We start from the raw sequence: 25,171 nt of genomic DNA, 5'->3' as shown, positions 1-25,171 counted from the left end.
CGATATGATTAATTGAGAAGCCAAACAAAAACAGAGAACTGGGGGTTCATCAAAGGAAGGCAAACCGGTTTCACAGCGCACAGTGAAACATTCTTCTGTATACTCGAACAGGAATTGTCTAACTTTAAAAGACAAATAAGACGGAGATTGTCCAAGTTTAATAGACAATCGCGAAGGATATGCTCAATGCGAGCGCTTGATTCCGCGCTTTTGCAGAATTTGGTACAGTCGCGCCCGGGAAACATCGGCAATCTCACAAGACTCCCTAACATTGCCATGGGTAAAGGCCATGAGTCGTTCAAAATACTCGCTCTCGGCTTGTCCCACAATGCGTTCGCGGAAGGAACTCCACGGCTCGATAGCCCCGGACTGTGCGGGGCTCAACGGCTGCTGTCCGGCCTCGCTCGCAGCCATCGGCGAAGCCGGCCTCATCACGGGTGCAGTGCCGGGATGGGGCTTGCTGATGCCCTCCCGATTGACCAATGTCCGGGCGTAGCTGACCCGCACGTTCTCAGGAAGATGAGTCAGAAACAGGGTTTTATCGGCATGCGCCGCCGCCAATGAACGCTCAAGGCATTGGACCAACTCACGCACATTGCCCGGCCAGGGATAGGATGACAACGCATGCACGAATTCCGGAGAAAATCCCTTAAGCGGGAACCGCCCCTGAGTCGCCATGCGCGACATGTGCCGAGTGATTATTTCCTCGATATCCTCAACCCGTTCCCTGAGTGGAGGCAACTCAATGGAAAAAGACCGGATGCGATACAATAAATCTTTGCGAAAATCACCAAGCTCCACCATTTCATCGAGATGACGATTGGTGGCTGCCACCAGCCTGAAATCACTGCTCAATTCAGTTTTGCTCCCAACTGGCCGAAACATGCGCTCTTCCAATACACGCAAAAAAGCACGCTGCATGGCAAAGGGCAGTTCACCCACCTCATCCAGAAAGAGCGTTCCTCCGTCAGCCAACTTGACCAAGCCATCACGGGCTTTGTCTGCTCCGGTAAAAGCTCCTTTGACGTGTCCGAAAAGAATGGATTCCACAAGAGTCTCAGGCAGTGAGGCACAATCCACCACCACGAACGGCATGGACGAACGCGGACTGTTGGCGTGAATAGCCCGGGCGAATAATTCCTTGCCTGTACCGGTCTCGCCGGTGATCAGCACACTGGCACCGCTTTCACCAGCCATGGCGACGGTGTCCAACAACGCCCGGATCAACGGGCTTGAACCAGCAATCCCCTCACGGCGCACTGTCTTTTTCACGGCAGGGCGACGCCGCTCATCCCGAAACTTCAGGGCGCGCTCCAGGGGGCCAATCACCCCTTCGAGGTCCAGCGGCTTGGCCACAAAGTCCCAGGCTCCTTCACGCATGGCACGCTCAGCCACATGTGCCTCGCCAGCGCCGGTAATGATCACCACTTCCGGCGCACCAGGGGCGTCCTTGAGCTGGGGCAGAATATCCAACCCCATACCATCTGCCAGATACACATCCTGGAAGATTACATCGTACTTCCCGGACTGCGCCATGACCAAACCATCGCGGATGGATCGCGCCAGATCGCAGTGATGTCCGACGTCCTGAACTATATCCGCAATCATCTCACAGATCATTTGGTCGTCATCAATCACGAGAACATTCGCCATCGTCTATTCCCCCGCCTGCGGCAAACAAACCGTAAACATCGAACCACGCCCCGGCTCGCTTTCCAGGCCGATCCAGCCCCCATAACTCTGAACAATACCGTGCACCACAGCCAGCCCCATCCCTGTGCCTTCGCCCGAAGCCTTAGTGGTGAAGAACGGATCGAAAGCCCGGCGGCGAACATCCTCGGCCATGCCACCGCCCGTGTCGCGCACAACCATTTTCACACAAGCACAATCCTGCCAGCCAGGCTCGACGAGCCTGTCGAACATGGGCAAACAGACAACACCTTCCGGGTCCTCTCTGATCCCGCTCTCCAGTGTGACGCTCAGCGTGCCGTCTGTCTGAGCCATGGAATCCACTGCATTCTTAAGCAGATTCAAAGCAACTTGGTGCATTTGAGTGGAACTGGCCCTGACCAGGCATGGTGTACCAGGAGGGGAGAAATCCGTACGGATACCAGCAGGCAACGATGGCGACAGCATGTCCATGGCTTCAGTAACAATCGCGCCCAGGTCCACAAAATCCAGGTCACTCCCGGCTGGACGGCTGAAATCCAACATCAACTGCACCAGATCCTTGGCACGCCGCCCTGCCTTGTTGATACGATCCAGCATTTTGTGCAGAGAGTCCGATTCATCCACTTTGGACAGCCCCATTTCGGAATATCCAATAATCGCGGACAGAATATTGTTGAAATCATGGGCAATGCCGCTGGCAAGTGTACCCACTGCCTCCAGCTTCTGAGCCTGACGCAGGCGATGTTCGCTTACCCTCAGCTTCTCTTCCATATCGCTCTTGTACAGAGCGGTCTCCACGGTGATCCGCAAGTCTGTCTGGTCAAAAGGCTTGATCAGATAACCATATGGAGCCGTGGGCTTGACCCGCGCCAGAGTCTCATCGTCCGTATAGGCTGTGGAAAAAATGATGGGGATATGACTTTGACGCCGAATCTGCGCGGCCGCTTCGGTGCCATCAATATCGCCCGCGAGCATGATATCCATGAGCACAAGATCAGGCTGCTCACTGAGGGCACGTTCAATGGCTTCTTCACCGGTGGGAACAACACCAAGCACATCATACCCAAGGTCCTTGAGAGTCAACTCAATTTCCTTGCCAATAATGGCCTCGTCCTCTGCGACAAGAATTCTGCTATGATCCATATGATTATCTCTGAGCATCCCGGATAAGACCCTCGTCTAATTTAATTATACATAGCAAATTTTACTGGAATGTAAAAGATATCTCACCTCATCAGGTTCTGACACCAGCGCCTGGCTATACCCCCGAACCTCTTGAGCAAGTCACCCCGAAGCTGTATGACAGGACTGTTCGCTCCACTGGGGAGCGACTGACACGAAAACTCGGCGAGGAATACGATGGAAAACGGGACCACCACCTACGAAGGCTGGATTTACGGAATCGGCGAATGGCAATACAGCAAGATCAGCAAGCTTCTCAAAAGCGCATTTCCCGATGTATCATACGAGTACCTTGACGATAACACTGGCACAGTCTGGATTTCCGGTCCTTCGCCCATGTTCGAAGAGGATGAAGACAACTTATTGGCCACCTTTGATCTTGTGGCTGATCAGATCATCGAGTCCGGCAAGGGTGTTCTTTTGTCCAAAAAATGGGACAATCACGGCAGTGTCGAATTGAAATCCTATGAATTCGGCTCCAAGACATGGACCCAAAAGGATTTTCAGCTGGGCGCCTGATTCTAAGAACATAAGCCATATGACCCGCCCAGCAATCAGCAGCCGAGGGAGGTTCCTCATGACGGCTCTTCAACGCACGATGGCCACGTCAGTTCTGCTTTTCCTGATTTTGGCACCGCTGACAGCGCTGGCCCAGCCCATAGCAGTGACCCTGTATCCCAACTCGGGAGTGGTCACCGAACTCGCAACAGTCCAGCTGACTGCCGAGGCGGGCCTGAACAAGGCCACGTTGACTTTGCCCGCAGCAACAGACCCGGCAAGCCTGCGCATCTCCCCGGAGGGGAGCTCCGGCCTCACCCCGACGGATGTCTCTGTCCTCAGTGTCGAGCGCCGAGATGAAGGCCGTATCAAGATGGTTCACGGGCAATTAAGCCAGGCCAAAGCCAAACGTCAGGAGCTGGTAGACAAACGTTCCGCTCACGAAGGGGCTGCGGCCTACTGGCGATCCATCTCTGGCAAGGAAGGCCCCAAGGCCTCGGATGCGGCGGGCATGGCAGCAGCCGTCCGCCAAGGGCTTGTGGTCGAGCTCGCAGCGGCTTCGGCCCTGTCGCGCGAGATCAAAAGCCAAGCCAAAACCATCAAGGAACTGGAAGAGGAGCTGAAACGTCTGACCGGCGGCAGTGTTCGTATCCTGGTGGCGACCGTCACCCTGACAGGCAAGGCAGCAAAACAGGCCAAGCTTCGATGGTCATACCGCCTGAATACTGCGGGCTGGACCCCTCGTTACACCTTGAATGCCAAGCCGGATACCGGCGTGGTCGATTTCACCTGGGATGCTGAACTCTGGCAGAACTCCGGTACCACCTGGAACGATGTCGCCGTGACCCTGGCAACAGCGGAATTCAGGGGCGGACATGCCCCTGGGGCTCTGCCTCCCTGGCAGATTCGTCCCGATGCCCCCATGCTGCGCAAAACCAAGGAAATGTTCAGCGACAATGCCATGGAAGAGCCCCTGGCCCTCATGGCTGCCGGAGCGCCAGCCAGCGCCCCGGTCCGTAGCGAGGGACGCATCTTCGATTCCTACGACGCTGGGCGTACCAGTCTCGACTCGGGAAGCCGAAAACGCATCCTCATGGAGCAGACGTCCTGGAAAGCGAAGTTTGACTATCTCGTCCGACCTGCTGTGGGCCCAGGCGCCTACACCCATGCTGCGTTCACATTCGATTCCGCCCCCAAATATCCGAACGGCCCGGCGACCTACCTCCTGGATTCCGCCATGGTTCGCAAGGCATCCTTTGCATTATATACCAAGCAGTCTGAACTGTTCTTCGGAACCGATCCCCAGCTGGAAGTCCGTCGCATCCCTCTGGCACGCCAATCGGGTGAGGCCGGATTCCTGAGCTCCAAGAAATCACACTCCTGGGACTGGCGGGTATCCATCAACAACACCAAATCCATTCCCGTATCTATGCGCATTGAAGAACGCATCCCCCAGATCGGTGACGAACGTATCGAACTTGAAAAACGCCTGCCTGATGCCGATGAAGAGGCAGGAGGATTGGCCATCTGGTCTCTCAAACTCAACCCCGGACAAAAGACTGATTTGGAATACGGCTATAGCATCACCTATCCCAAAGACATGATTCTGGATCTCGGCGGTCGCTGAGTCCATGGCCGTCTCACCTTCGATCTTTCTGGGATCGAAGGTGAGACGGCCAGAATCATACCTATCTAGTTGGTAAATCTCTACTTTTTCTGGAATTTGTCCAACTTTTATTGACATATCCTCCACTTCCGGTGGATATTCCATCCTTAAATTTCAACATATCCATTCAACTAACTAATTTTACTAGTTTTTCCACTTGAATGAACTTGGAACACATCTTGTAGTATATTACACGCTGTATACTCAATCCGTACAGCACAGACAGGTCGTACCCCAAAAATTCCCACCCGAGCCGATCTCTGTACACGTGTACCGGCCTCACACAGGGACGACCAACTGCAGTTGCACAACAACACTACAAGGAGGGGTCAACAAATGTTCAAGAACATGAAACTCGGCCTGAAACTGGCTCTGGGATTCATCGTGGTCCTCGCGCTAACCGCCCTCGTCGCAGGGGTGGGTCTAAACGGCATGAATTCTGTGCAAGACCGTGTGGACAAGGCGGACGGAGTCAACCTCATTGTCAAGGACATCCAACAGGCTCGACTTCAGGAAAAGAATTTCATACTCCGCAAGGACCAGCTTTCCCTTGATGAACACGCCAAATCCATCAAAGAGCTCCTCTCCAATGCCTCCGATCTGAAGTCCAAATTCAACGCCCAAAACAACAAGGAACAGATCGATCAGATCACTGAGGCAGTTCAAGGCTACCAGCAGGCCTTCAACAGCTATGTCACTCTGGAAAACCAGCGTGCGGAGTTGCTTGCATCTATGGGTTCTTCCGCCATACGTGCACTGAATGAAATCGAATCTATTCGGGCCGAGCAAAAGCAACAGTTGGCACAAATCCGGGCCCGCGCCAACGCGTCCAGAATTATTGTCGATGACAAGCTCGGCAAGGCCGACAATGCCAACCGGATGATCAAGCTCTTTCTGAACGCACGCATCAAGGCCCTGTATTTCATGAGCAGCGCTGATGAAACAGCCTTCAAAGCGACCCTCGACTACATCAACCAGGCTCTGGATTTGGCCAGTGGTGAACGCAGCAAATACAAAAACGCTGAAAACATAGCCCAGATTGATCGAGTCCTGTTCGAACTTCGCGGTTACTCCAAAGCCATTAATGATTATCATACGGCGCTGTCCGCACAGGCCCAGGCCAATGACAAAATGATTGATTCCGCACGGCAGGCTCAAGCCATTTGCGCGGCTGCACACAAGGATCAGACCGCAAAAATGGAAGCCGAAATCCAACAGAGCAACATGATGATCCTCATCGGAGCAGCCGTGGCTCTTATCATCGGCATTCTTGCCGCCTGGATCATTACCCGCGCGATTACCGGCCCCGTACGTCAAGGCGTGGCCTTTGCGCAGGCCATCGCAGCAGGCGATCTGACAGCCACTGTTGACGTTGACCAAAGAGACGAAATCGGACAACTGGCCGCCGCTCTGAAACAAATGGTTGCCAAGCTGGCCGATGTGGTCGGCGATGTACAATCTGCAGGCGAAAACGTGGCCACAGGTTCCGAGGAACTGTCCGCATCTTCGGAAAGCCTGTCTCAAGGAGCGACCGAACAGGCGGCCAGCGTCGAAGAAATCTCCTCCTCCATGGAGGAAATGGCCTCCAACATCCGTCAGAATGCCGAAAACGCCCAGACAACGGAACGTATCGCCACTCAGTCAGCCTCTGATGCCGAGTCCGGTGGGAAGGCGGTAACCGATACTGTTCTGGCCATGAAGCAGATTGCGGACAAGATCAACATCATCGAGGAAATTGCTCGGCAGACCAACCTCCTGGCTCTGAATGCCGCCATTGAAGCCGCCCGGGCTGGTGAGCATGGCAAGGGATTTGCTGTTGTTGCCGCCGAAGTCCGTAAATTGGCCGAACGCAGCGGCTCTGCTGCTGCAGAGATCAGCGAACTGTCCACGGGCAGCGTCGAGATCGCAGAAAAAGCAGGTGAAATGCTCACCAAGATGGTCCCAGATATCCGCAAGACCGCAGAACTGGTCCAGGAAATTGCCGCGGCCAGCAACGAGCAGAACTCCGGCGCCGATCAGATCAACAAGGCCATCCAGCAACTTGACCAGGTTGTTCAGCAAAATGCCTCGGCGGCAGAGGAAATGGCCTCCACGTCCGAAGAACTCTCCAGTCAGGCCACCCAGTTGCAGGGCACCATCGGCTTCTTCAGATTGGATGGCAGAGCCACACAGAATCAAGGTCCCAGCCGGTTGCTAACGGCCCAGGCCGCTCCTCCCAGAAAGCTGACGCCTCAGCCTGCGGAACGTAACGAATCGGTCAAACCGAGACAGTCATCTCATGGCGGTTTGGCTCTTGATATGAGTTCGGATGAAGGAGATGATGAATTCGAACGCTTCTAGGCTGACAGAAATCCTCACATCGGATACGATATGTGATGTCCACCTTTCCGGACAGGGGACTGTCAAGCTGGAAAGCAAGCAACCGAACAGAGATGGAGTGAAGGCATGAGCAATCCACAAACCGATGAGACCAACCAGTACCTGACGTTCAGCCTGGATAAGGAAATCTTCGCATTGGATATCACGCAGGTCCGCGAAGTACTGGAAGTGGCCTCGGTCACCCGCATTCCGCGCACCCCCCCCTTCATGCGTGGGGTCATCAACCTGAGAGGACACGCCGTACCCGTGGTGGATATGCGGTGCAAATTCGGAATGCCCTCCATGGACGATACGGTAGACACCTGCATCGTCATTACCGAGGTCGATCTGGGCGGTGAATCCGCTGTCCTTGGAGCGCTGGTGGACTCGGTACGAGAGGTCTTCGAAATGATGCCCGAGAGCATTGAACCTGCACCGCGCATGGGCACATCGATCCGCACGGACTTCATTCGCGGCATGGGCAAACAGAACGACCAGTTCGTGATCATCCTGGATATCAACCGCATCTTCTCCAGCGAGGAACTCGCGGTGCTGGCGACTGCAGAAGATCTGGATAGCCAGACAGAAGCAACAGCCGAGGCGATCTAAATCAGCTTGCCTGAATCATCAAAAAAGAAGGGCGGCCTATGGGCCGCCCTTCTTCATAATCACGTCTTCAACCATTAGCACTCATAATCCGTGGCGCGCCGCTCGGTCACCACCATCTTGATGAAGGCCACACACTTCTGGTGCTCGGGATGGGCCTGATAGGCGTCCATCTCCTCAAGGTTGTTAAATTCGCTGTACAGACAGACGTCGGAACAGGTCTCGGATTCGACCACATTGATTCCAACTTCCAGCTTCAGCACACCAGCCACCTTGGCCGGTAGCGCCTCTAGCATCTCTTTCATCTTCTTTGCATTTTCAGCCTTGGTCGCCCCTTCGGCCTCGTCCTTTAAGCGCCACATGACGATATGCTTGAGCATCTGTCCATCTCCTGTCGTTTCAGATTCAGTCCGATTTGCATTGAGCTCCGCCGTCCTGGGAGCAACGTTCACGGGCCTTTTCTGCCAAGCGTGCCTTGCGGCGCTCTTTGGCTTCGCGCCAGCGACGCTCCTCATCCTCATTTTCCAGAATCAACGGAGCAACAGAAGTGGGCCGTCCGTGTTCGTCCAGCGCCACAAAAGTCAAATACGCGGAGTTGGTATAGCGGACTTCGCCGGTAAGCAGATTCTCAGCCTCGACCCGCACGCCAATCTCCATGGACGTCGTGCCGACATAATTCATACAGGCCTTGAAGGTCACCAATTCGCCCACATAAACAGGGGCCAGAAAATCCATCCTGTCGATGGAGGCGGTGACCACATTCCCCCGGGCGTGGCGCATGCCCACGGTTCCGGCTGCGGTATCAATGTACTTGAGAATCACACCGCCGTGCACATTGCCTGCAGGGTTGGCGTCCTGAGGGAGCACCCGTTGCGAGAGGGTAATGCACGATTCCTTGCTGGTCTTGCCTTTCATGGCTGCTCCTTCTGAGAAGTCAGTTGGCTCGCCACCTTTGCGCATATAAATATTTGAGCTGCAATACTCGTGGAAAAACTATCTTCGACCGTACAACACGGATCGACTGACCGAATCGGCTCTCATGGTTCCGGTCAGGATCATGGCCTGCTCAAGCTCCCGCTTCAGCTGCCTGACCTGCTCTTCCACTCCACTGCGGCCGCCACCCATGGCGGCAATGGCGAACGGTCTGCCAATCATAACGGCATCCGCCCCCAGTGCAAGCATCTTCAAAACATCACCCCCACTGCGCACTCCACCGTCGGCCAGAATGGTGGCCTGACCTTTAACGGCCTCGGCAATCCAGGGCAGTACTTCGGCCACACCGGGTGTATAATCCAGGACCCGCCCCCCGTGGTTGGAGACCACGATGGCGTCCGCTCCTGCTTCCACGGCAATCCTTGCCTCGTCAGGGGTCATGATACCCTTGACCACGAATTTGAGAGGCGTGTGGCGTATGATTCGGGCCAGTTTGGCCGGTGATTTGGGTGAAACGGAACGGCCCATCTGCTTGAGTGCAAGCAGCCCCGCGGCGTCCACGTCCATGCCTATGGCAGTGACGCCCAGTGTTTCGGCCTTTTCGATCTTGCGAAAGAGTTCGAGTTCTTCCCATGGCTTGATAAACGGAATGCCCTTGCCGCCAGCCTTGCGTATTGCCTCGAAGCCGGCTTCATGGATAAAATCAGGGCCGCCATCGCCAGTGCAGCCAATGATGCCGCCGCTCACCGCGCCACCAATGACAGCACCCACAAAGCTTTCCTCGGACACCCTGCCCCCCATATTGGAGGACACACCGCCGATGGGCGCTGCCAGTACAGGAAAGGATAATTCCATACCCAATACATTCACACGGGTTTCCGGCTCGGTCACATCGTGCAGCACGCGCATATTCAAACGGCAGTCGTCCAGAGCCTGGATATTAGCCGCAAACGAACTGCCCGTCCCCAAGCCACCCATGCCAGGCACATCACCCGCACAGGCACCGCCGTCACAAGTGGGACAGACATGGCAGAATCCCTGAAGCGATTCTCTGGCTTTCTGAAAGGTGTTGTCGGTCATGATTTCGCCCTGGTCACCAAGATGATTCGGCGCCCGGCCTATCCGCCGCACCCAGATGGTGGGGTACCTTGGGGTGTATGGATGCGACGGATGGTCGGACCGAATGAGAGGTGGGTGTGTGTATGAGTGGACGGGGGCGCATGCGCCCCCGCCTGATCATTATTTTTTCTGGTCGGCCAAAGCCTCGGCGATATGCCGCACGCGGAATCCGTCTTTACGGACTTCGGCTCCACCGCGCAGCTGCATCACGCAACCGGGGCAATCGGTGACAAGCTGCTGTGCACCGGTGGCGGCAGCGTTGTTGAGCTTCTTGTTGAGCAGCTCCTTGGATTCTTCGGGGAACTTCATGGAGAAGGTCCCACCGAATCCGCAACAGACGTCTTCCTCGGCGGACGGGATATAATCCAATCCGGATTCAACCATCAGCTGACGAGGAGCCTCGGTCACTTCCAGCCCGCGGCACAGATGACACGGTGCATGGTACGTGGTCTTGGTGTTGACATTGACGTCCTTGAAGTCATCCCTGCGAACTCCCAGCACGTCGTAGACAAACGAACTGAAGTCGATAACCTTATCAGCAAAGCGACGAGCGGCATCGGCCATGCGCGGATCATCACCCAGGATTTTGGGGTAGGCATGTTTCAGATGCGAGGCACACGAGGCGCACAGGGTGACGATGTAGTCGAACTTGCCTGGGTCAATGGCCTTGACGTTCTGCTCGGCCACATCACGGGCAGCGACGGACTCACCCATCATGGTCAGGGGGAGACCGCAGCAGGACTGGCCCATGGGGAAGTCCATGTCAGCCCCATGTCCGGACATGACCTTCACGCCGGCCTTCATCTGCTCGGGGTACACGAAATCCTGCACACAGCCCGAGAACAGAGCCACACGATATTTGGCATTTTCCACAATCGGCTTGATCTTTTCCCAGTCATCGCGGAAGGCCCGATCAGCCACTGCGGGTAGAGCGCGGAAATCCTGCTCCTTGCCGAAGATCATGGGCAGATGGCGGATGTATCCGGTATTGCCTTTCTTGATGGGCTTCTGGCCCCATTTGGCGGTCTTGAGCAGCGTATGGAAAAGCTTGCGGTTCTTCATGACCTTGCCAAGCAGGACGCTGGGCAGAGCATGGCCGTCCTCATCCTGAATGCGGGCGTGCACTTCCTTGATCAGTCGCGGCAGATCGATGCCAGCAGCACAAACGCTCTTGCAGGCGCCACAGTTAATGCAGTTCTGGACCAGGTTCTTGGCCTTGTCACGGCCATGGAAGAAGTAGGTCAGCAGCAGGCCAATGGCACCAATGTAGATATGGCCCATCTTGTGTCCACCCACCAGGCGGTAGACCGGACAGACATTGGCACAGGCACCACAGCGCACGCAGCGCAGAATCTGACGGAAGTCCTTGTCCTCGGCCATGGCCGAACGGCCATTGTCCAGGAAGATGATATGAGAGACCTTCTTGCCGTCGGGACCAGGAGCACACTCGTTGGCGCCGGTAATCCAGGTCACGTACGAGGTAATGGCCTGTCCAGTGGCGTTACGCGGCAGGGCCTTGATAATGCGCAAGGCGTCATGCAGCGTGGGGGTCAGCTTGTCCAGACCGCACAGAGTAACGTGGACACGCGGCAAGGTGGAGACCAGACGGGCGTTGCCCTCGTTGGTGATCAGACCAATGCCGCCGGTTTCGCATACGGCAAAGTTGGCACCAGTAATGCCCATGTCGGCCTGGATGTATTCGCTACGCAGTTCGCGGCGAGCCACCTTGACCAGCTTCTCGATGTCCACTTCCTGCTTCTTGCCAGTGACATCGGTAAACAGGTCCGCCACCTGATAGCGCGACAGGTGAATGGCGGGCATGACCATGTGCGAGGGGCCTTCGTGTCTGAGCTGAATGATCCATTCACCCAGGTCTGTCTCGACCACATCGAAATTCTCGGCTTCCAGATGATGATTGAGCAGAGTCTCCTCTGCGGTCATGGACTTGGACTTGACGATCTTCTTGCAGTTCTCTTCGCGGGCGATCTGAGCGATCATCTCGTTGGCCTCGGCAGCGGTCTTGGCCAGATGGACCTTGACCCCGGCCTTTTCCGCATTGGCCTTGAACTCTGCATACAGCTCGGGCAAGCGGCTGATTCCAGCGTCCTTGGCGTCGGCAATCTTGGCGATCAGATCTCGCTCATCCATGTCGGCAAAGGCATTGGCACGGTTGGTGCGGTAGGCAATGGCAAAAGCGTCCATTGCCTCGCGCAGAAACTCGTCATTCAGGGCTTCCTTGCAATCCTCACGGTAGCCTTGGAGATTTTTAGTATCTTGCATGATTATTTGTCCTCCCAGAGCAGGATGTGCAGTTCCAGCGGACCGTGAACACCCAGGGCCAGAACACGTTCGATATCGGCGGTACGGGAAGCGCCGGTAATAAAGGCCAAATAATTGGGGATGTTCTTCATGAATTCGAGCACTTCGGCCTCGGCATCATAGGAAGTCGCGCGCAACTTGGATTTGGGAAGCACGGCCACATGCGTTTCGGCGACCATGGTGGCAAGACGGACATCTTCGCTTGCGGAATTCAGGACCAGAGTGCCTGTCTCGGCGATGCCCAGGTCACAGATAGTGAACCCGATGTCGATGCCAGCCAGATACTTGCGCAGGCCGCTGTCGATAAGTTCAAAGCCCTTGCCTTCGGCCAGCTTTGCCAGAGCGCTGTACTGTTGCTTCTTCATGCCAGGAGCAGCAATGATCTTGCTGGTCTTCTCTTCGCAGAGCTTCTCGGACCCTTCGGAAAGATTCAACTCACAGCCGGAAACCAGCAGTTGGCACATCTCTTTCTTATCGCACAAATCAACGGTGTACTCGTAGGCCTCTTTCAAGGTTTTCACCTCGGAGACGACCGCAGAAACGAGTCCCGCCTTGGTAGTGAAAGTCTCCACCACGTTCTTTGTCGCTGTCATTTCTTACTCCCTGGTAATTGATCCCCTCCGGCCCAGTCCCCAGGGCCGGAGAGGTCTATTTCTCACTTCTATTTAACGAATTTGACTGTCTCGCGTGCGATCTCAAGCTCTTCATTGGTGCGAACTACAAGCACGTCCACCTTGCTCTCAGGAGTACTGATGCGTGCCCATTCCCCGGCGCGCTTGGCATTGGCGGCCTCGTCCAGAATCACACCCATGGGCTCCATGCCCTTCAGGACACCCAGACGCACGATGTCGTCGTTCTCGCCAATGCCTGCGGTAAAGACGATGGCATCCACCCGACCCAGCTCGGCCCAGTAGGCACCAATATACTGACGCACCCGGTGGCAAACCATATCCAGGGCCAGCTTGGCACGCTCGTCGCCCTTTTCGATGGCGGAATGAATGTCACGCATGTCGCTCATGCCACAGATGCCCACCAGTCCGGAGCGCTTGGTCAGCATTTCCTCGACTTCCTGAATGCTCAGGCCCTTTTTCTCGGCGATGAACTTCAGCACAGCGGGATCGACGTTGCCCGAGCGGGTGCCCATGATCACACCGGCCAGAGGAGTCATGCCCATGGAGGTGTCGATGCACTTGCCGCCCTGAATGGCAGCGAGGGACGAACCGTTGCCCAGGTGCACGGTGATGATGTTCAGGTCCTCGGCAGGCTTGCCCAGCAGCTCGGCGGTACGCCGGGCCACGTATTTGTGAGAGGTGCCGTGGAAGCCATAACGGCGCACGTGCAGCTCCTCGTAGATCTCATAAGGGATGGCGTACTGGTATGCCTTGGCAGGCATGGTCTGATGGAAGGCTGTATCGAACACGGTCACATGCTTGCACTTGAAGATGGACTGAGCCACTTCAATGCCCGTCAGGTGGGCAAGATTGTGCAGGGGCGCCAAATCGGCGACCTCTCTGATGCCATCAATCACGGATTGATCGACAAGCATCGGAGTGGTGAATTTCTCACCACCATGCACGATGCGGTGACCAACGCCGTCAATCTCGGAGGCATCGGTGATGACGCCATGCTCGGGATGGGTCAGTGCGTCAACCGCCAGATGCATTCCCACTGCGTGATCGGGGATGGGCTGTTCGACAACAATCTTTATTGCGGCATCGGTGTCAGGGGCTTTCTTGTGGGTCAGAATGCCCTGCTCCAGCCCGATGCATTCGATCACGCCGGAAGCCAGCACGCTGTCGTTTTCCATATCCAACAGCTGGTATTTAATGGACGAGCTGCCAGAGTTGATGACCAGAATCTTCATGTTAAATCAGTCCTTTTTCGGCCTGCGCCTGGATGGCGGTGATGGCCACGGTGTTGACGATATCGGGAACAGTGCAACCTCGGGACAGGTCGTTCACGGGCTTGTTCAAACCCTGCAAGACCGGGCCAATGGCCACGGCGCCCGAAGAACGCTGCACTGCCTTGTAAGTATTGTTGCCGGTGTTCAGGTCCGGGAAGATGAACACGGTCGCCCTGCCAGCCACTTCGCTGTTGGGCATCTTGGTCTTGGCCACGTCAGGGTCCACTGCGGCATCGAACTGCAAGGGACCTTCAATGGCCACGCCCTCGACGCCGCGTTCCTGAGCGATACGGGTCGCTTCCTTGACCTTGTCCACCTGTTCACCCCGACCGGACTGGCCGGTGGAATACGACAGCATGGCCACACGGGGCTCGACACCGAAGACACGAGCGGTCTCGGCAGAACCCAGGGCGATCTCGGCCAGTTGCTCGGCATTGGGATCAGGGTTCACCGCGCAATCGCCGTACACATGAACGCGATCCTTCATGCACATCAGGAACACGGAGGAAACGATACTCGCACCGGGCTTGGTCTTCACGAACTCGAAGGCCGGGCGGATGGTATGGGCCGTGGTGTTCTGCGCACCGGAGACCATGCCGTCGGCATCACCCTTCTGGACCATCATGGTTCCGAAGTAGGTGGCGTCCTGCATGCGATCGCGGGCGTCTTCCAGAAGAATGCCCTTGTGCTTGCGGGCTTCGAAATAGGCCTCGGCATACGCTTCCAGATGTTCGCTTTTGGTCGGATCCACAATCTGGACGTTCTCCAGAGTCAACCCCAGATTGGAAATCTTGGCTCTGATATTGTCCTCACGACCGAGCAGCACCAGATCAGCCACACCCCGGCGGGACAGGATATCTGCCGCACGCAGCACACGCTCGCAGTCACCCTCGGGCATCACGATGCGCATCTTGTTGGCCTTGGCCTGTGCCACCAGATTGTATTCGAACATCTTGGGGGTCACGCGCCGGGCTTTGGTCTGCCCGAGGCGACCACTCAGTTCCGGCACATCCACACAGGATTCAAAATTGCCCAGAGCCGAGGCGATCTTGCGCTGATCCTCGGGATCAATGCGCCCGTAGAGTTCGGACAGCAGGCGGGTGGTCTTGAAGGTGTTGTCCGGCACGGACACCACAGGAACCGGAACACCAGTCCATCCTTCGATCAGACGATGGACATTGGTGGAAGGCTGCAACCCGCCGGTCAGCAGGATGCCCGCCACATCGGGATAGGAAGACGAAAGCCGCGAAGCCAGGCTGGCGAGAATGATGTCCTCGCGATCACCGGGGGTGATGATCAGGCTTCCCGCAGAAGTGTATTCCAGAAAATTGCCGACCTGCATGGCGGCGATGACATATTCCTGAACCAGGGTATCCATGCGCCCGTGCCCGTACAGAATCTGTCCGTTCAGCCACTTACTCACATCACCCATGGTGGGATTGCCCAGCGAGGCATCCTCGGAAATGGCATAGACCAGAAGCGGCTGTTCGCAACGAATCTTGCACTTCAGGTTGCCGGTGATCTCCGCACCATCACCGTTCTCGACACGGTTGACGATGCAGGCCACGAGATCGAGGCCCTTCTCTTCCAGGGTCTCGATGGTCAGTTGGGTCGATTCGACCACTTCCTTGAAGCCCTTGTTCCTGCCGCTGGCCACCAGGATGACAGGAGCGCCCATGTTGGCGGCAATATCGGCATTGAGTTCGAACTCAAACGCCGGGTCTTTGCCCAAAAAATCGGACCCTTCACACAGCACGAAATCATAGCTGCTCTCCAGCGTCTTGAACTTGTTCAAGATGTTTTCGAGAAGCAAAGCATGCTGGCCCGCATTAATCAGCTCACGCGCTTCGGAAAGCGTGTAGGCATATGTATCCTCATAGGGAATTTCGAGATTGAAATGCGTCAGGATCAGATTGATATCGTGATCCGGGCGGCCCCCCACGTTGTCATTGATGATCGGGCGGAAGAAGGCCACATTGCGCAGATCGTTCAACAGCATCTGCATGACGCCCAGGGCGATGGCGCTCTTCCCGCTTCGTGACTCGGTGGCGGTGATGTACAGGGACTTGGACATGGATTCGGGCTCCTCAAAAGGCTCAGGGCGGACCCGAAGGCCCGCCCAAGCCTGACTAATCCAGGGACTCCGCGTAGATTTCCACGGCGTGGCGCACGGCGATGCGGTCGCCGTTACGAGAGAGCGTATCCGTCAGCTGCATCATGCAGGCAGGACAGCTCGTGGCCACAACGTCGGCCTTGGAAGCAACGACATTGTCGCGCTTGCGCTGGCCAATCTTCTTGGAGACCTCGTAATGATGTAGATTGAAGGTACCGCCGTTGCCGCAACAGCGATTCGCCTCAGACATTTCAACAAAATCATAATCCTTGCAGGCACCCAACACCGTGCGGGGCTGAGCGGAAACACCGAGAGATTTCACCAGGTGGCAAGGGTCGTGATACGTCACGCGCGTGCCGCCAGTGGGAGAATCCACGGTCTTGACTCCAACCTTGTCCACCAGGAATTGACTCACATCCATGGCTTTCTCGGCCATGGCCAGAACATCGGCCTTGAGTTCGGCGGGATAATTCTCGGCGAACTTGGGCCACATTTCCTTGATGGTGGCAGTGCAGGTGGCACAGGGAGTGATCAACGCATCGTATTTGCCCTTCCTGAAGGCCTTGACGTTAAGCTTCACCAGCTTGTCAAAGGACTCACGATCACCGGAACTCAGAGTCGGAATACCGCAGCAGGCCTGTCCCTTGGGCAGGAACACGCCAACGCCGTGGTGCTTCATGACCTTGAGCACAGCCTCGCCCACATGGGGTAGCATCTTGTCCACAACACAACCGGGGAAGAACGCCACCTTCAGGCCGGACTTGCCGGGGGCAGTGTCCAGTCCGGAAGCGATCTTGCGGAACGGCTTTTCAGCCAGGGTCAGGAAATGACGATCACCGATCAGCGGAGACATGATCTTCGAGCAGGAAGAACCCAGCAGGTCGTCCACCTTGGAGGTGAACAGTCCCTGGAACTTCCCACCAAAGGACAAGAGCGCATTGAACAGGGTCGGCTTGGTCAGCATGCCTCTGAAAATGGCCTTCTTGACCGGGGACAACCCCAGATAACCGTTCACGATGACACGGCCTTTCAGGAAGATGTCCATGATCTGCACGCCCGAGGGGCAGTTGGCAGCACAGGAACCGCACAACAGACACTTGTTCAGTTTTTCCTTCACACCCTGAGCGTCGGCAATCATCTCGTGCGCCAGATTCTCCAGCAGAGCGATCTTGCCTCGGGTCACATCGGACTCATTCATGGTTTCCGCGAAGACAGGACACACAGCCTGGCACATCCCGCACTTCATGCAGGCGACCATCTGATCGTCAAGCTCCTGGAGCATGATGGCTAATTTATGGAGGTCTGCCATTTCATTAACCTCCGATGATCTTGCCGGGGTTCAGGATCCCCTTGGGATCAATAGCAGCCTTCAAAGCCTTGGCATAAGCGATGGTGGCGGGGGAGGTTTCCTTCTCCAGCCACTTGGACTTGGCCAGGCCAATGCCGTGCTCACCAGACAGGGTTCCCTTGAGGGACAGAGCCACGTCGAAGATCTCGTCAACGGCCTCTTCCACGCGATGGAATTCTTCCTTGTCCCGCTTGTCGCACAGGATGGTCGGATGCAGGTTGCCGTCGCCAGCGTGACCGAAGGTACCGATATCAAGCCTGTACTTCTTGCCGATCTCGTTGATAGCTCGAATCATGGCCGGAATCTGGGAACGAGGCACAGTGGCGTCCTCGAGTACGGTGGTCGGTTTGGCACGGGCAAGGGCAGGCAGCGCGGCGCGGCGGGCTTCCCACAGCTTGTTGCGCTCGGCCTCGTCCTTGGCCGCCTTGACTTCCACAGCGCCAGCCTTCTTGCACAACTCCACGACCTTCTCGGCTTCCTCTGCGACCTGGGCGGCATGGCCGTCCACTTCGATCAGCAGGATTGCCTGGGCGCTGGTGGGCAGACCGGCCTTGGTGAAGTCCTCGACATAGTTGATGGTGGCGTTGTCCAGCAGCTCAAGGGTGCAAGGCACGATGTGATGGGCAATGATGGAGGCCACGGTTTCGGAGGCTTTATCGATATCATCGAAGATGGCCATCATGGCCTTGTTGGCCGCCGGGGGCGGAACCAGCTTCAGGATGATTTCGTTGAACACGCCCATGGTGCCCTCGGAGGCCACCTGGAGGGCGGAGAGATTCAGACCGGTCACACACTTCACGGTACGGGAACCGGACTTGACCAGCTCGCCGTTCACATCGAAGAAATCGACGCCCATGACGTAGTCCTTGGTCACGCCGTACTTCAGGCCACGCAGGCCACCTGCGTTTTCGGCCACGTTGCCACCCAGGGTGGACACAGCCTGAGAACCCGGGTCCGGGGGGTAGAACAGGCCGCGCTTGGCCACTTCGTTCGCAAAAGTCGCGGTCACCACACCGGGCTGAACCACGGCGTAGAGGTCTTCCTCGTTGATCTCGACAATCTTATTGAGGGCATTGGTCAGCAGCACGATGCCACCCTGCGCAGGAATGGTGCCGCCGGAGAGGTTTGTCCCGGACCCGCGGGGGGTCAGAGGCAATCCGTGCTGGTTGCAGAGACGGACAACCTTGCCCAGCTCCTCGCTCGTGGTGGGGCGGACAGCCAGTTCGGGAACCACCGGATCGAGTACAGCCGAGTCATATGAGTAGGAGTGACGATCGGCCTCGGACTCCAGGACATTTTCCTTTCCGACGATGGCCTGAAATTCTTTAGTAAGGGCATCACTGGGCATGGACTTATTCTCCTAAAGATTCTTGTCTTGTATGTTGACCCCGGGGCCGGGCAAGCCCAGCCCCGGGGAATGCGTTTCGGTTTTGCCTGTGCGCGTCGGATACCGACATGGACCAACGCGCGACTCTTCAATCCGAACCTAGAAAAGGTGCGGAAGGAAGACGAAGCTCATCAGGCTGGCAACGATGCCAACCACGGTGCCGTAAAGCAGGAAGGGCCAGACGGTCTTCTTGAGAATCTGACCTTCCATGCCGGAGAGACCGACAACGGCGCACACAGCCACGATGTTGTGGATGCAGATCATGTTACCCATGCCACCACCGACAGCCTGCGCGGCCACGATGATCTGACGGGGCAGATCAAGCTGAGTTGCAACGCCCCACTGGAATTCAGCGAACAGCAGGTCGGAGACGGTGTTGGAACCGGTGATGAAGGCACCCAGGCCACCCACGAAGGAGGCAAAAACGGGCCATGCATTACCGGCCACGCCAGCCACAGCCTTGGCCATGGCCAGAGGCATGGAAGGATAGGCGTTGGGATTCAGAGCAACATCGGCAATGCCGGAGCCACGGAAGATGGACACCAGGGCAACTGCAGCGAACAGGGCGATGGTGGGGTTCTTCATGGTGGCGATAGCCTGGCCCCAGGCCATCTTAACCTTGTCGCCGGGCATGCCGTGAATGAAGATGGTCAGGACGGCCACCAGCATGAACGGAATGGTACCGGGCAGGTACAGATAAGCGATCTTGGCGTTGACAGACTCAAAGCCCAGGATGTGGCTGAACTTGATGGCCACGCCAGCGAGCATACCCTTCAGGCCGAGCTCTGGGATACGGGTCACGACCAGAATCAGGCCGATCAGAATGTAAGGCAACCAGGCCTTGAACTGGCTCATGTGAGCCTTGAACTCGGTGGTGCCATCAGACTTGACGGAACCGGTCCACTCAGGCTCCCACTTGTCGGAGGGGCCGAAATCAAAAGATTCCTTGGGCATGCAGAAACCGGCCTTAGCACCGGCCACGATGACACCAAGACCAATCAGTCCACCGATCAGGGACGGGAACTCGGGGCCAACATTCCAAGCAAAGAACAGATAGGGAACGGTGAAGGACACTGCGGCGAAGATACAGAACTTCCAGGCAGCGAACCCATCAGCCCAGCTGCGCTTGGGACCGAAGAAACGAGTGATGAAGCCAAGCATGAAGACCGGCAGGATGAAGATCATGCCGAGGTGCATCAGGGTGGCCCACTGGCCGACGACCATGTTGAAGTCGCCCATGTTGGCAAAGTTCACTGCGGCGCCGGAAGCGACAGCGTCGTTCACGGAGGGAGCCAGGAACTTCAGACCCAGCACAACGGGGGTACCGACTGCGCCGAAGGTCACGGGGAAAGAGTTGAACACAAGGCAGATAACTGCGGCGGCCAGCGGGGGGAAGCCCAGGGACAGCAGCAGCGGTGCGGCCAGTGCGGCAGGAGTACCGAAACCGGCAGCGCCTTCGATGAAAGCGGCGAACATGTAACCGATGATGATCGCCTGGATGCGACGGTCAGCGGTGATGTTCTGCATGCCATACTGGATGGTCTCCATGCCGCCCGAGTGCTGCAGCGTGCGCAGAATCAGGATGGCGCCGAAGACGATGATCAGGATGCCGATGGCGGTCACAAATCCCTGCAGGGTCAATGCGGTCACGTAACCGACGGGCAGGCCCCAAACGCCGATGGCGCCCAGAGCTGCGGCCAACCAGGCCAGAGGCATGGCTTTGGTGGCGGGCCAGCGCATGCCGACCATGAGCACCAGAGCGATAAGGATGGGAACAGCGGCGACGAGCGCCAGAACACCGATAGACATAGACAGGCTCCTTTAAAAAATCGGTTAGGGTTGAACGAAAAGCAACCCTTCTAAAACAAGGAGCGTGCCAAATCGCTCAGCCCCTTTTTACTACTATCATTTCAGCAAGTTACAAGACCACACCCCCTGAGTGGTTATTTTTGGTGTTCCAATGGTCTGATAAACCGGACTGAAAAACAGGACAAAGAGCATTCTTGATCGGCGAGACACCTGCCAGGAGAGAATCCGAACACTCTTCAACGACCAATCTGAAGATGTTCAAAACGAGGTCGAAATCCTAGAACCTTCATCATACCTCATTCGCGAGTGAAAACAAGCACGGTCTGGGTGACAGATTGGTCACACCTTGTCCGAAAAAAAAGACTCGAAAAACCAGTGACTCGAAAAACAGAACGGGGCGGCGCCTATTGGCGTCGCCCCGTCTGCGTAAGAAGTAGTGTATGGAGGTGAGTTGATTAATAACTCGAAACACTACGTGTCAGTTTATTCGTTATTTGCCGGACCGTCCGTCGTCACAGGCTTCGCCGCTCTTGTGGGCATGCTCAGCAGTGTCAGAGACTTCGCACTTGCCACCGTCTTCGGCGGATGCGCTACCGGTGGCACCGGATGCCGCCACGGTAATGGGAGCAGCGTCGGCCATATTCTTCAACAGCTCATGCCGCACGAGGTAATCGGCCTCGATCTGGGCACGCAGCTTCTTGGACTCCTCGGGGAAGGTACGCTCCAGCAGACCGTATCGGTTTTCACCGGACAGGAACTCCTGCAGAGAACCATCGGGGTCCTTCTTGTAATCGAGCTGGAAGGGGTTCTTACCCTGGTCAGCCAACTCAGGATTGTAGCGATACAGCGGCCAGTAACCGGACTTCACTGCCAGATCCTGCTCGAGCTGGGTCTTGCCCATACCCTTGCGGATGCCCTGGTTGATACAGGGGGCGTAAGCGATGACCAGGGACGGACCGGGGTAGGCCTCGGCCTCGGTGATGGCCTTCATGAACTGCTGTTTGTTAGCGCCCATAGCAACGGAAGCCACGTACACGTATCCGTAGGTCATTGCCATACGGCCCAGGTCCTTCTTGCCGGTCTTCTTGCCGGAAGCGGCAAACTTGGCAATGGAACCGACCGGCGTGGCCTTGGAGGACTGTCCGCCGGTGTTGGAGTACACCTCGGTGTCCATGACGAACACGTTGATGTCCTCGCCGGAAGCCAGAACGTGGTCCAGACCGCCGTAACCGATGTCGTAGGCCCAACCGTCACCACCGAAGATCCAGCTGGACTTCTTGGTGAACAGGTCATCCATGGACAGGATCTCTTCCAGCAGCTCGGAGGGCGCTGCGACACAGATCAGGTCACGCATCTGGTCGCCGAAGGTCTTGGACTCTTCAGCGTTGTCCTTGTTCTCCAACCAGCCAGTCATGGCCTCCTTGAGCTCGGCCGGGAGTTCACCCTCAAGGGCGGTGGTCACCAGGTCGGTCAACTTGGCTCGACGTTGCTGCACACCCATGGCCATGCCGTAACCGAACTCGGCAGCATCCTCGAACAGGGAGTTCCCCCAGGTCGGGCCAAAGCCTTCGCGGTTCACGGTGTAGGGAGTGGTGGGAGCGGAAGCACCCCAGATGGAGGAGCAACCCGTGGCATTGGCGATGACCATACGCTCACCGAACAACTGGGTCAGAACCTTCACATAGGGGGTCTCGCCACAACCGGCGCAGGCACCGGAGAATTCCATCAGGGGCTGGAACAGCTGGGAGTTCTTGACGTTATCGCGCTTGCCCAGCAGGCCGGACTTCTCGGTGATGCTCGCCTGGGCAAAGGCCAGATTGGGGACCTCGGCCTCCAACTGCGAAGCGATGGGCTTCATGACCAGCGCCTTTTCCTTGGCCGGGCAGATGTCCGCACAGTTGCCACAACCCAGACAATCCTGAGCGTAGACCTGCATGCGGTACTTCATGTCCTTGAGCTCCTTGGAGCCCTTGATATCAATGGTCTCGAAGGCAGCCGGAGCACCCTTGAGTTCTTCGTCAGTGGCCACATAGGGACGGATGGCAGCGTGCGGGCAGACAAAGGAGCACTGGTTGCACTGAATGCAGTTGTCAGCAATCCACTCGGGCACGTTGATGGCCACGCCGCGCTTCTCGTACTGGGCGGTTGCGACCGGGAACAGTCCATCAGGCTCAAAGGCGGAGACCGGCAGGTCATCACCCTTCTGGCCCAGGATGGGACGAACCACATCGGCGATGAACCGGGGCTCGGACGCGGAGTCGGCGTCACCGGCCACGGCCTCGGCCCAGGAAGCAGGCACCTTGATCTCAACGATGGCTTCGGTGGCTTTGTCCACGGCGGCGTAGTTCATATTGACGATCTTGTCGCCCTTCTTGCCGTAGGCTTTGTGAATGGCACCCTTCAAGAGCTCAACGGCCTTGTCGAAGGGAATCACGTTGGCCAGCTTGAAGAAGGCGGTCTGCATGACCATGTTGATGCGGCCACCAAGACCCACTTCGGCTGCAATCTTCACAGCGTCAATGGTGTAGAACTTCAGGTTCTTCTCGGCAATGGTGCGGCGCAGCGCGGCAGGCAGCTCTTTTTCCATTTCCTCGGCGCTCAAGGGACTGTTCAGCACGAAGGTGCCGCCGTCCTTGATACCATCCAGCAGGTCGTACTGATGCACGTAGGCCGGATTGTGGCAGGCCACGTAATCAGCGGCGTTGACCAGGTAGGTGGACTGGATGGGGCTGTCACCAAAGCGCAGGTGCGACACGGTGATACCGCCGGACTTCTTGGAGTCGTAGGCGAAGTAACCCTGGGCGTACATGTCGGTGTTGTCACCGATGATCTTGATGGCGCTCTTGTTGGCGCCAACGGTACCGTCGGCACCCAGGCCCCAGAACTTGCACTGCACGGTGCCTTCGGGGGTGGTATCCAGGGCGGCCTCGACTTCCAGTGAAGTGTTGGTCACATCGTCGATGATGCCCACGTTGAACTTGGTCTTGGGCTGGGCAGACTTCATATTGTCGAACACGGCACGCGCCATGGCAGGAGTGAACTCCTTGGATCCGAGACCGTAACGACCGGCCACGACGGTGGGGGCGTGACTCTTCTCCATGAAGGCGGTGCAGATGTCCATGTACATGGGGTCACCGATGGCGCCAGGCTCCTTGGTGCGGTCCAGGACAGTGACGGTGCTCGCGGTGGCGGGCAGAGCCTCCAGGAAGGAGTCGGTCACGAACGGACGGAACAGGCGAACCTTGATCAGACCAACGCGCTCACCCTGGCTGTTCAGGTAGTTGACAACCTCTTCCAGACACTCGTTGGAGGAACCCATGGACACGACAACACGGTCGGCCTCGGGATCACCAACGTAATCAAAGAGCTTGTACTTGCGGCCGGTGATGGAAGCGACCTTCTTCATGGACTCGGCCACGATGCCGGGCACGGCGTCGTAGAAGGAGTTGGCGGCCTCACGCCCCTGGTAGTAAATATCGGGGTTCTGGGCAGTACCACGAATCTCGGGATGCTCGGGGTTGGCAGCGCGGGCACGGAAATCCTCGATGGCTTCCCAGTTCACGATCTTCTTGATGTCTTCGTAGTCGATGACCTCGACCTTCTGAATCTCATGGGAGGTCCGGAAGCCGTCAAAGAAGTGCAGGAAAGGCACGCTGGACTCGATGGCGGACAAATGCGCCACAAGAGCCATATCCATGGCTTCCTGAACGGAACCGGAAGCCAGCATGGAGAAGCCGGTCTGGCGGCAGGCCATGACGTCCTGATGATCGCCGAAGATTGACAGCGCATGGGCTGCAATGGCTCGGGCAGTGACATGGAAGACGCCGGGCAGCAGTTCGCCGGACATCTTATACATGTTGGGGATCATCAGCAGCAGGCCCTGGGAGGCGGTGAAGGTGCTGGTCAGGGCACCGGCCGCCAGCATGCCGTGCATGGCACCGGCAGCTCCGGCCTCGGACTGCATCTGTTTGACGTCGACGGTCTGACCGAAAATGTTCTTCAGGCCAGCGGCAGCCCAGTCGTCAGACAGTTCGCCCATAGGCGTGGAAGGCGTGATGGGATAGATAGCTGAGGAATCAGACAACGCATAAGCGATGTGTGCAGCAGCTGTATTCCCGTCCATAGTTTTCATTTTCTTAGGCATTGGGTTACCTCTCCTTTATTTGAAAATGTACGGATCTTCTCTTCCTTAAAGCCACAGCCCGAAAGAACCGGCCAGGCATAAAACGATGATCCCCTAGAACAAATTCCGTGCCATT

At 56.8% G+C, this 25,171-nt stretch carries 17 protein-coding genes; 4 read left to right on the top strand and 13 right to left on the bottom strand.

The annotated features are described in order from the left end of the window. Positions 1-183 precede the first annotated feature (183 nt). Entirely contained in the window at positions 184-1,653 is a 1,470-nt protein-coding gene (locus EL361_RS16400) for a sigma-54-dependent transcriptional regulator (protein WP_126381060.1), read from the bottom strand. 3 nt (positions 1,654-1,656) lie between these two features. Further along, a complete protein-coding gene (locus tag EL361_RS16395) occupies positions 1,657-2,814 on the bottom strand; it encodes a sensor histidine kinase (protein WP_172961808.1) in 1,158 nt (385 codons plus the stop codon). Between the two features lie 216 nt (positions 2,815-3,030). Between EL361_RS16395 and EL361_RS16390 the strand changes: the two genes are divergently transcribed. The 4 genes from EL361_RS16390 (at position 3,031) to EL361_RS16375 (ending at position 7,984) form a co-directional block, all read left to right on the top strand. Continuing rightward, positions 3,031-3,372 (top strand): hypothetical protein, encoded by a 342-nt coding sequence (locus tag EL361_RS16390; RefSeq protein WP_126381055.1) that lies wholly within the window; start codon positions 3,031-3,033, stop codon positions 3,370-3,372. 58 nt (positions 3,373-3,430) lie between these two features. Next, positions 3,431-4,978, top strand: coding sequence for a DUF4139 domain-containing protein (locus EL361_RS16385; protein ID WP_172961807.1), 1,548 nt, complete (start codon positions 3,431-3,433; stop codon positions 4,976-4,978). Positions 4,979-5,353: 375 nt separating this feature from the next. Continuing rightward, positions 5,354-7,357: a HAMP domain-containing methyl-accepting chemotaxis protein gene (locus EL361_RS16380; protein ID WP_126381051.1), complete on the top strand. Its 2,004-nt coding sequence runs from the start codon at positions 5,354-5,356 to the stop codon at positions 7,355-7,357. A 105-nt stretch (positions 7,358-7,462) separates the two neighbouring features. Further along, the gene (locus tag EL361_RS16375) at positions 7,463-7,984 is read left to right on the top strand and encodes a chemotaxis protein CheW (RefSeq protein ID WP_126381049.1); all 522 of its coding nucleotides are present in this window, start codon (positions 7,463-7,465) and stop codon (positions 7,982-7,984) included. Between the two features lie 74 nt (positions 7,985-8,058). Here the strand turns inward: EL361_RS16375 and EL361_RS16370 are convergent, their stop codons facing one another. From EL361_RS16370 to nifJ, 11 genes are all read right to left on the bottom strand, one after another. After that, positions 8,059-8,361: a Dabb family protein gene (locus tag EL361_RS16370; RefSeq protein WP_126381047.1), complete on the bottom strand. Its 303-nt coding sequence runs from the start codon at positions 8,359-8,361 to the stop codon at positions 8,059-8,061. 25 nt (positions 8,362-8,386) lie between these two features. Continuing rightward, entirely contained in the window at positions 8,387-8,896 is a 510-nt protein-coding gene (locus EL361_RS16365; protein ID WP_126381045.1) for an acyl-CoA thioesterase, read from the bottom strand. Positions 8,897-8,974: 78 nt separating this feature from the next. Further along, positions 8,975-9,994 (bottom strand): alpha-hydroxy-acid oxidizing protein, encoded by a 1,020-nt coding sequence (locus EL361_RS16360; protein ID WP_126381043.1) that lies wholly within the window; start codon positions 9,992-9,994, stop codon positions 8,975-8,977. A 159-nt stretch (positions 9,995-10,153) separates the two neighbouring features. Then, positions 10,154-12,313, bottom strand: a complete 2,160-nt coding sequence (gene ldhH / locus EL361_RS16355; protein WP_126381041.1) for an L-lactate dehydrogenase (quinone) large subunit LdhH — start codon at positions 12,311-12,313, stop codon at positions 10,154-10,156. 2 nt (positions 12,314-12,315) lie between these two features. Next, the gene (locus EL361_RS16350; RefSeq protein WP_126381038.1) at positions 12,316-12,945 is read right to left on the bottom strand and encodes a LutC/YkgG family protein; all 630 of its coding nucleotides are present in this window, start codon (positions 12,943-12,945) and stop codon (positions 12,316-12,318) included. Positions 12,946-13,013: 68 nt separating this feature from the next. Beyond that, positions 13,014-14,216, bottom strand: a complete 1,203-nt coding sequence (locus tag EL361_RS16345; protein ID WP_126381036.1) for an acetate kinase — start codon at positions 14,214-14,216, stop codon at positions 13,014-13,016. A 1-nt stretch (position 14,217) separates the two neighbouring features. Beyond that, positions 14,218-16,329, bottom strand: coding sequence for a phosphate acetyltransferase (gene pta / locus EL361_RS16340; RefSeq protein WP_126381034.1), 2,112 nt, complete (start codon positions 16,327-16,329; stop codon positions 14,218-14,220). A gap of 55 nt (positions 16,330-16,384) precedes the next feature. Beyond that, positions 16,385-17,677, bottom strand: coding sequence for a (Fe-S)-binding protein (locus tag EL361_RS16335; protein ID WP_126381032.1), 1,293 nt, complete (start codon positions 17,675-17,677; stop codon positions 16,385-16,387). A gap of 4 nt (positions 17,678-17,681) precedes the next feature. Further along, positions 17,682-19,064 carry an FAD-binding oxidoreductase gene (locus tag EL361_RS16330; protein ID WP_126381030.1) on the bottom strand — a complete coding sequence of 461 codons (1,383 nt, stop codon included), beginning with the start codon at positions 19,062-19,064 and terminating at the stop codon, positions 17,682-17,684. A 138-nt stretch (positions 19,065-19,202) separates the two neighbouring features. After that, positions 19,203-20,912, bottom strand: a complete 1,710-nt coding sequence (locus tag EL361_RS16325; protein WP_126381028.1) for an L-lactate permease — start codon at positions 20,910-20,912, stop codon at positions 19,203-19,205. Between the two features lie 490 nt (positions 20,913-21,402). Then, on the bottom strand, positions 21,403-25,056 hold the full coding sequence (nifJ, locus tag EL361_RS16320; protein ID WP_126381026.1) for a pyruvate:ferredoxin (flavodoxin) oxidoreductase: 3,654 nt from the start codon (positions 25,054-25,056) through the stop codon (positions 21,403-21,405). Positions 25,057-25,171: the final 115 nt, after the last annotated feature.

The organism is Desulfovibrio ferrophilus (assembly GCF_003966735.1).
In the GTDB taxonomy this organism is placed as follows: domain Bacteria; phylum Desulfobacterota; class Desulfovibrionia; order Desulfovibrionales; family Desulfovibrionaceae; genus Desulfovibrio_Q; species Desulfovibrio_Q ferrophilus.
The sequence above is the reverse complement of the archived record's forward strand: the minus strand, read 5'-3'. Positions and strand labels throughout refer to the sequence as shown.

Bases quoted from the DNA above. Each gene is read 5' to 3' on its own strand.
- EL361_RS16335 (WP_126381032.1), bottom strand. From the start codon at position 17,677: ATGGCAGACCTCCATAAATTAGCCATCATGCTCCAGGAGCTTGACGAT.
- EL361_RS16370 (WP_126381047.1), bottom strand. From the start codon at position 8,361: ATGCTCAAGCATATCGTCATGTGGCGCTTAAAGGACGAGGCCGAAGGG.
- EL361_RS16360 (WP_126381043.1), bottom strand. From the start codon at position 9,994: ATGACCGACAACACCTTTCAGAAAGCCAGAGAATCGCTTCAGGGATTC.
- nifJ (WP_126381026.1), bottom strand. From the start codon at position 25,056: ATGCCTAAGAAAATGAAAACTATGGACGGGAATACAGCTGCTGCACAC.
- EL361_RS16325 (WP_126381028.1), bottom strand. From the start codon at position 20,912: ATGTCTATCGGTGTTCTGGCGCTCGTCGCCGCTGTTCCCATCCTTATC.
- EL361_RS16345 (WP_126381036.1), bottom strand. From the start codon at position 14,216: ATGAAGATTCTGGTCATCAACTCTGGCAGCTCGTCCATTAAATACCAG.
- EL361_RS16350 (WP_126381038.1), bottom strand. From the start codon at position 12,945: ATGACAGCGACAAAGAACGTGGTGGAGACTTTCACTACCAAGGCGGGA.
- EL361_RS16395 (WP_172961808.1), bottom strand. From the start codon at position 2,814: ATGGATCATAGCAGAATTCTTGTCGCAGAGGACGAGGCCATTATTGGC.
- pta (WP_126381034.1), bottom strand. From the start codon at position 16,329: ATGTCCAAGTCCCTGTACATCACCGCCACCGAGTCACGAAGCGGGAAG.
- EL361_RS16365 (WP_126381045.1), bottom strand. From the start codon at position 8,896: ATGAAAGGCAAGACCAGCAAGGAATCGTGCATTACCCTCTCGCAACGG.
- EL361_RS16330 (WP_126381030.1), bottom strand. From the start codon at position 19,064: ATGCCCAGTGATGCCCTTACTAAAGAATTTCAGGCCATCGTCGGAAAG.
- EL361_RS16390 (WP_126381055.1), top strand. From the start codon at position 3,031: ATGGAAAACGGGACCACCACCTACGAAGGCTGGATTTACGGAATCGGC.
- ldhH (WP_126381041.1), bottom strand. From the start codon at position 12,313: ATGCAAGATACTAAAAATCTCCAAGGCTACCGTGAGGATTGCAAGGAA.
- EL361_RS16380 (WP_126381051.1), top strand. From the start codon at position 5,354: ATGTTCAAGAACATGAAACTCGGCCTGAAACTGGCTCTGGGATTCATC.
- EL361_RS16375 (WP_126381049.1), top strand. From the start codon at position 7,463: ATGAGCAATCCACAAACCGATGAGACCAACCAGTACCTGACGTTCAGC.
- EL361_RS16400 (WP_126381060.1), bottom strand. From the start codon at position 1,653: ATGGCGAATGTTCTCGTGATTGATGACGACCAAATGATCTGTGAGATG.
- EL361_RS16385 (WP_172961807.1), top strand. From the start codon at position 3,431: ATGACGGCTCTTCAACGCACGATGGCCACGTCAGTTCTGCTTTTCCTG.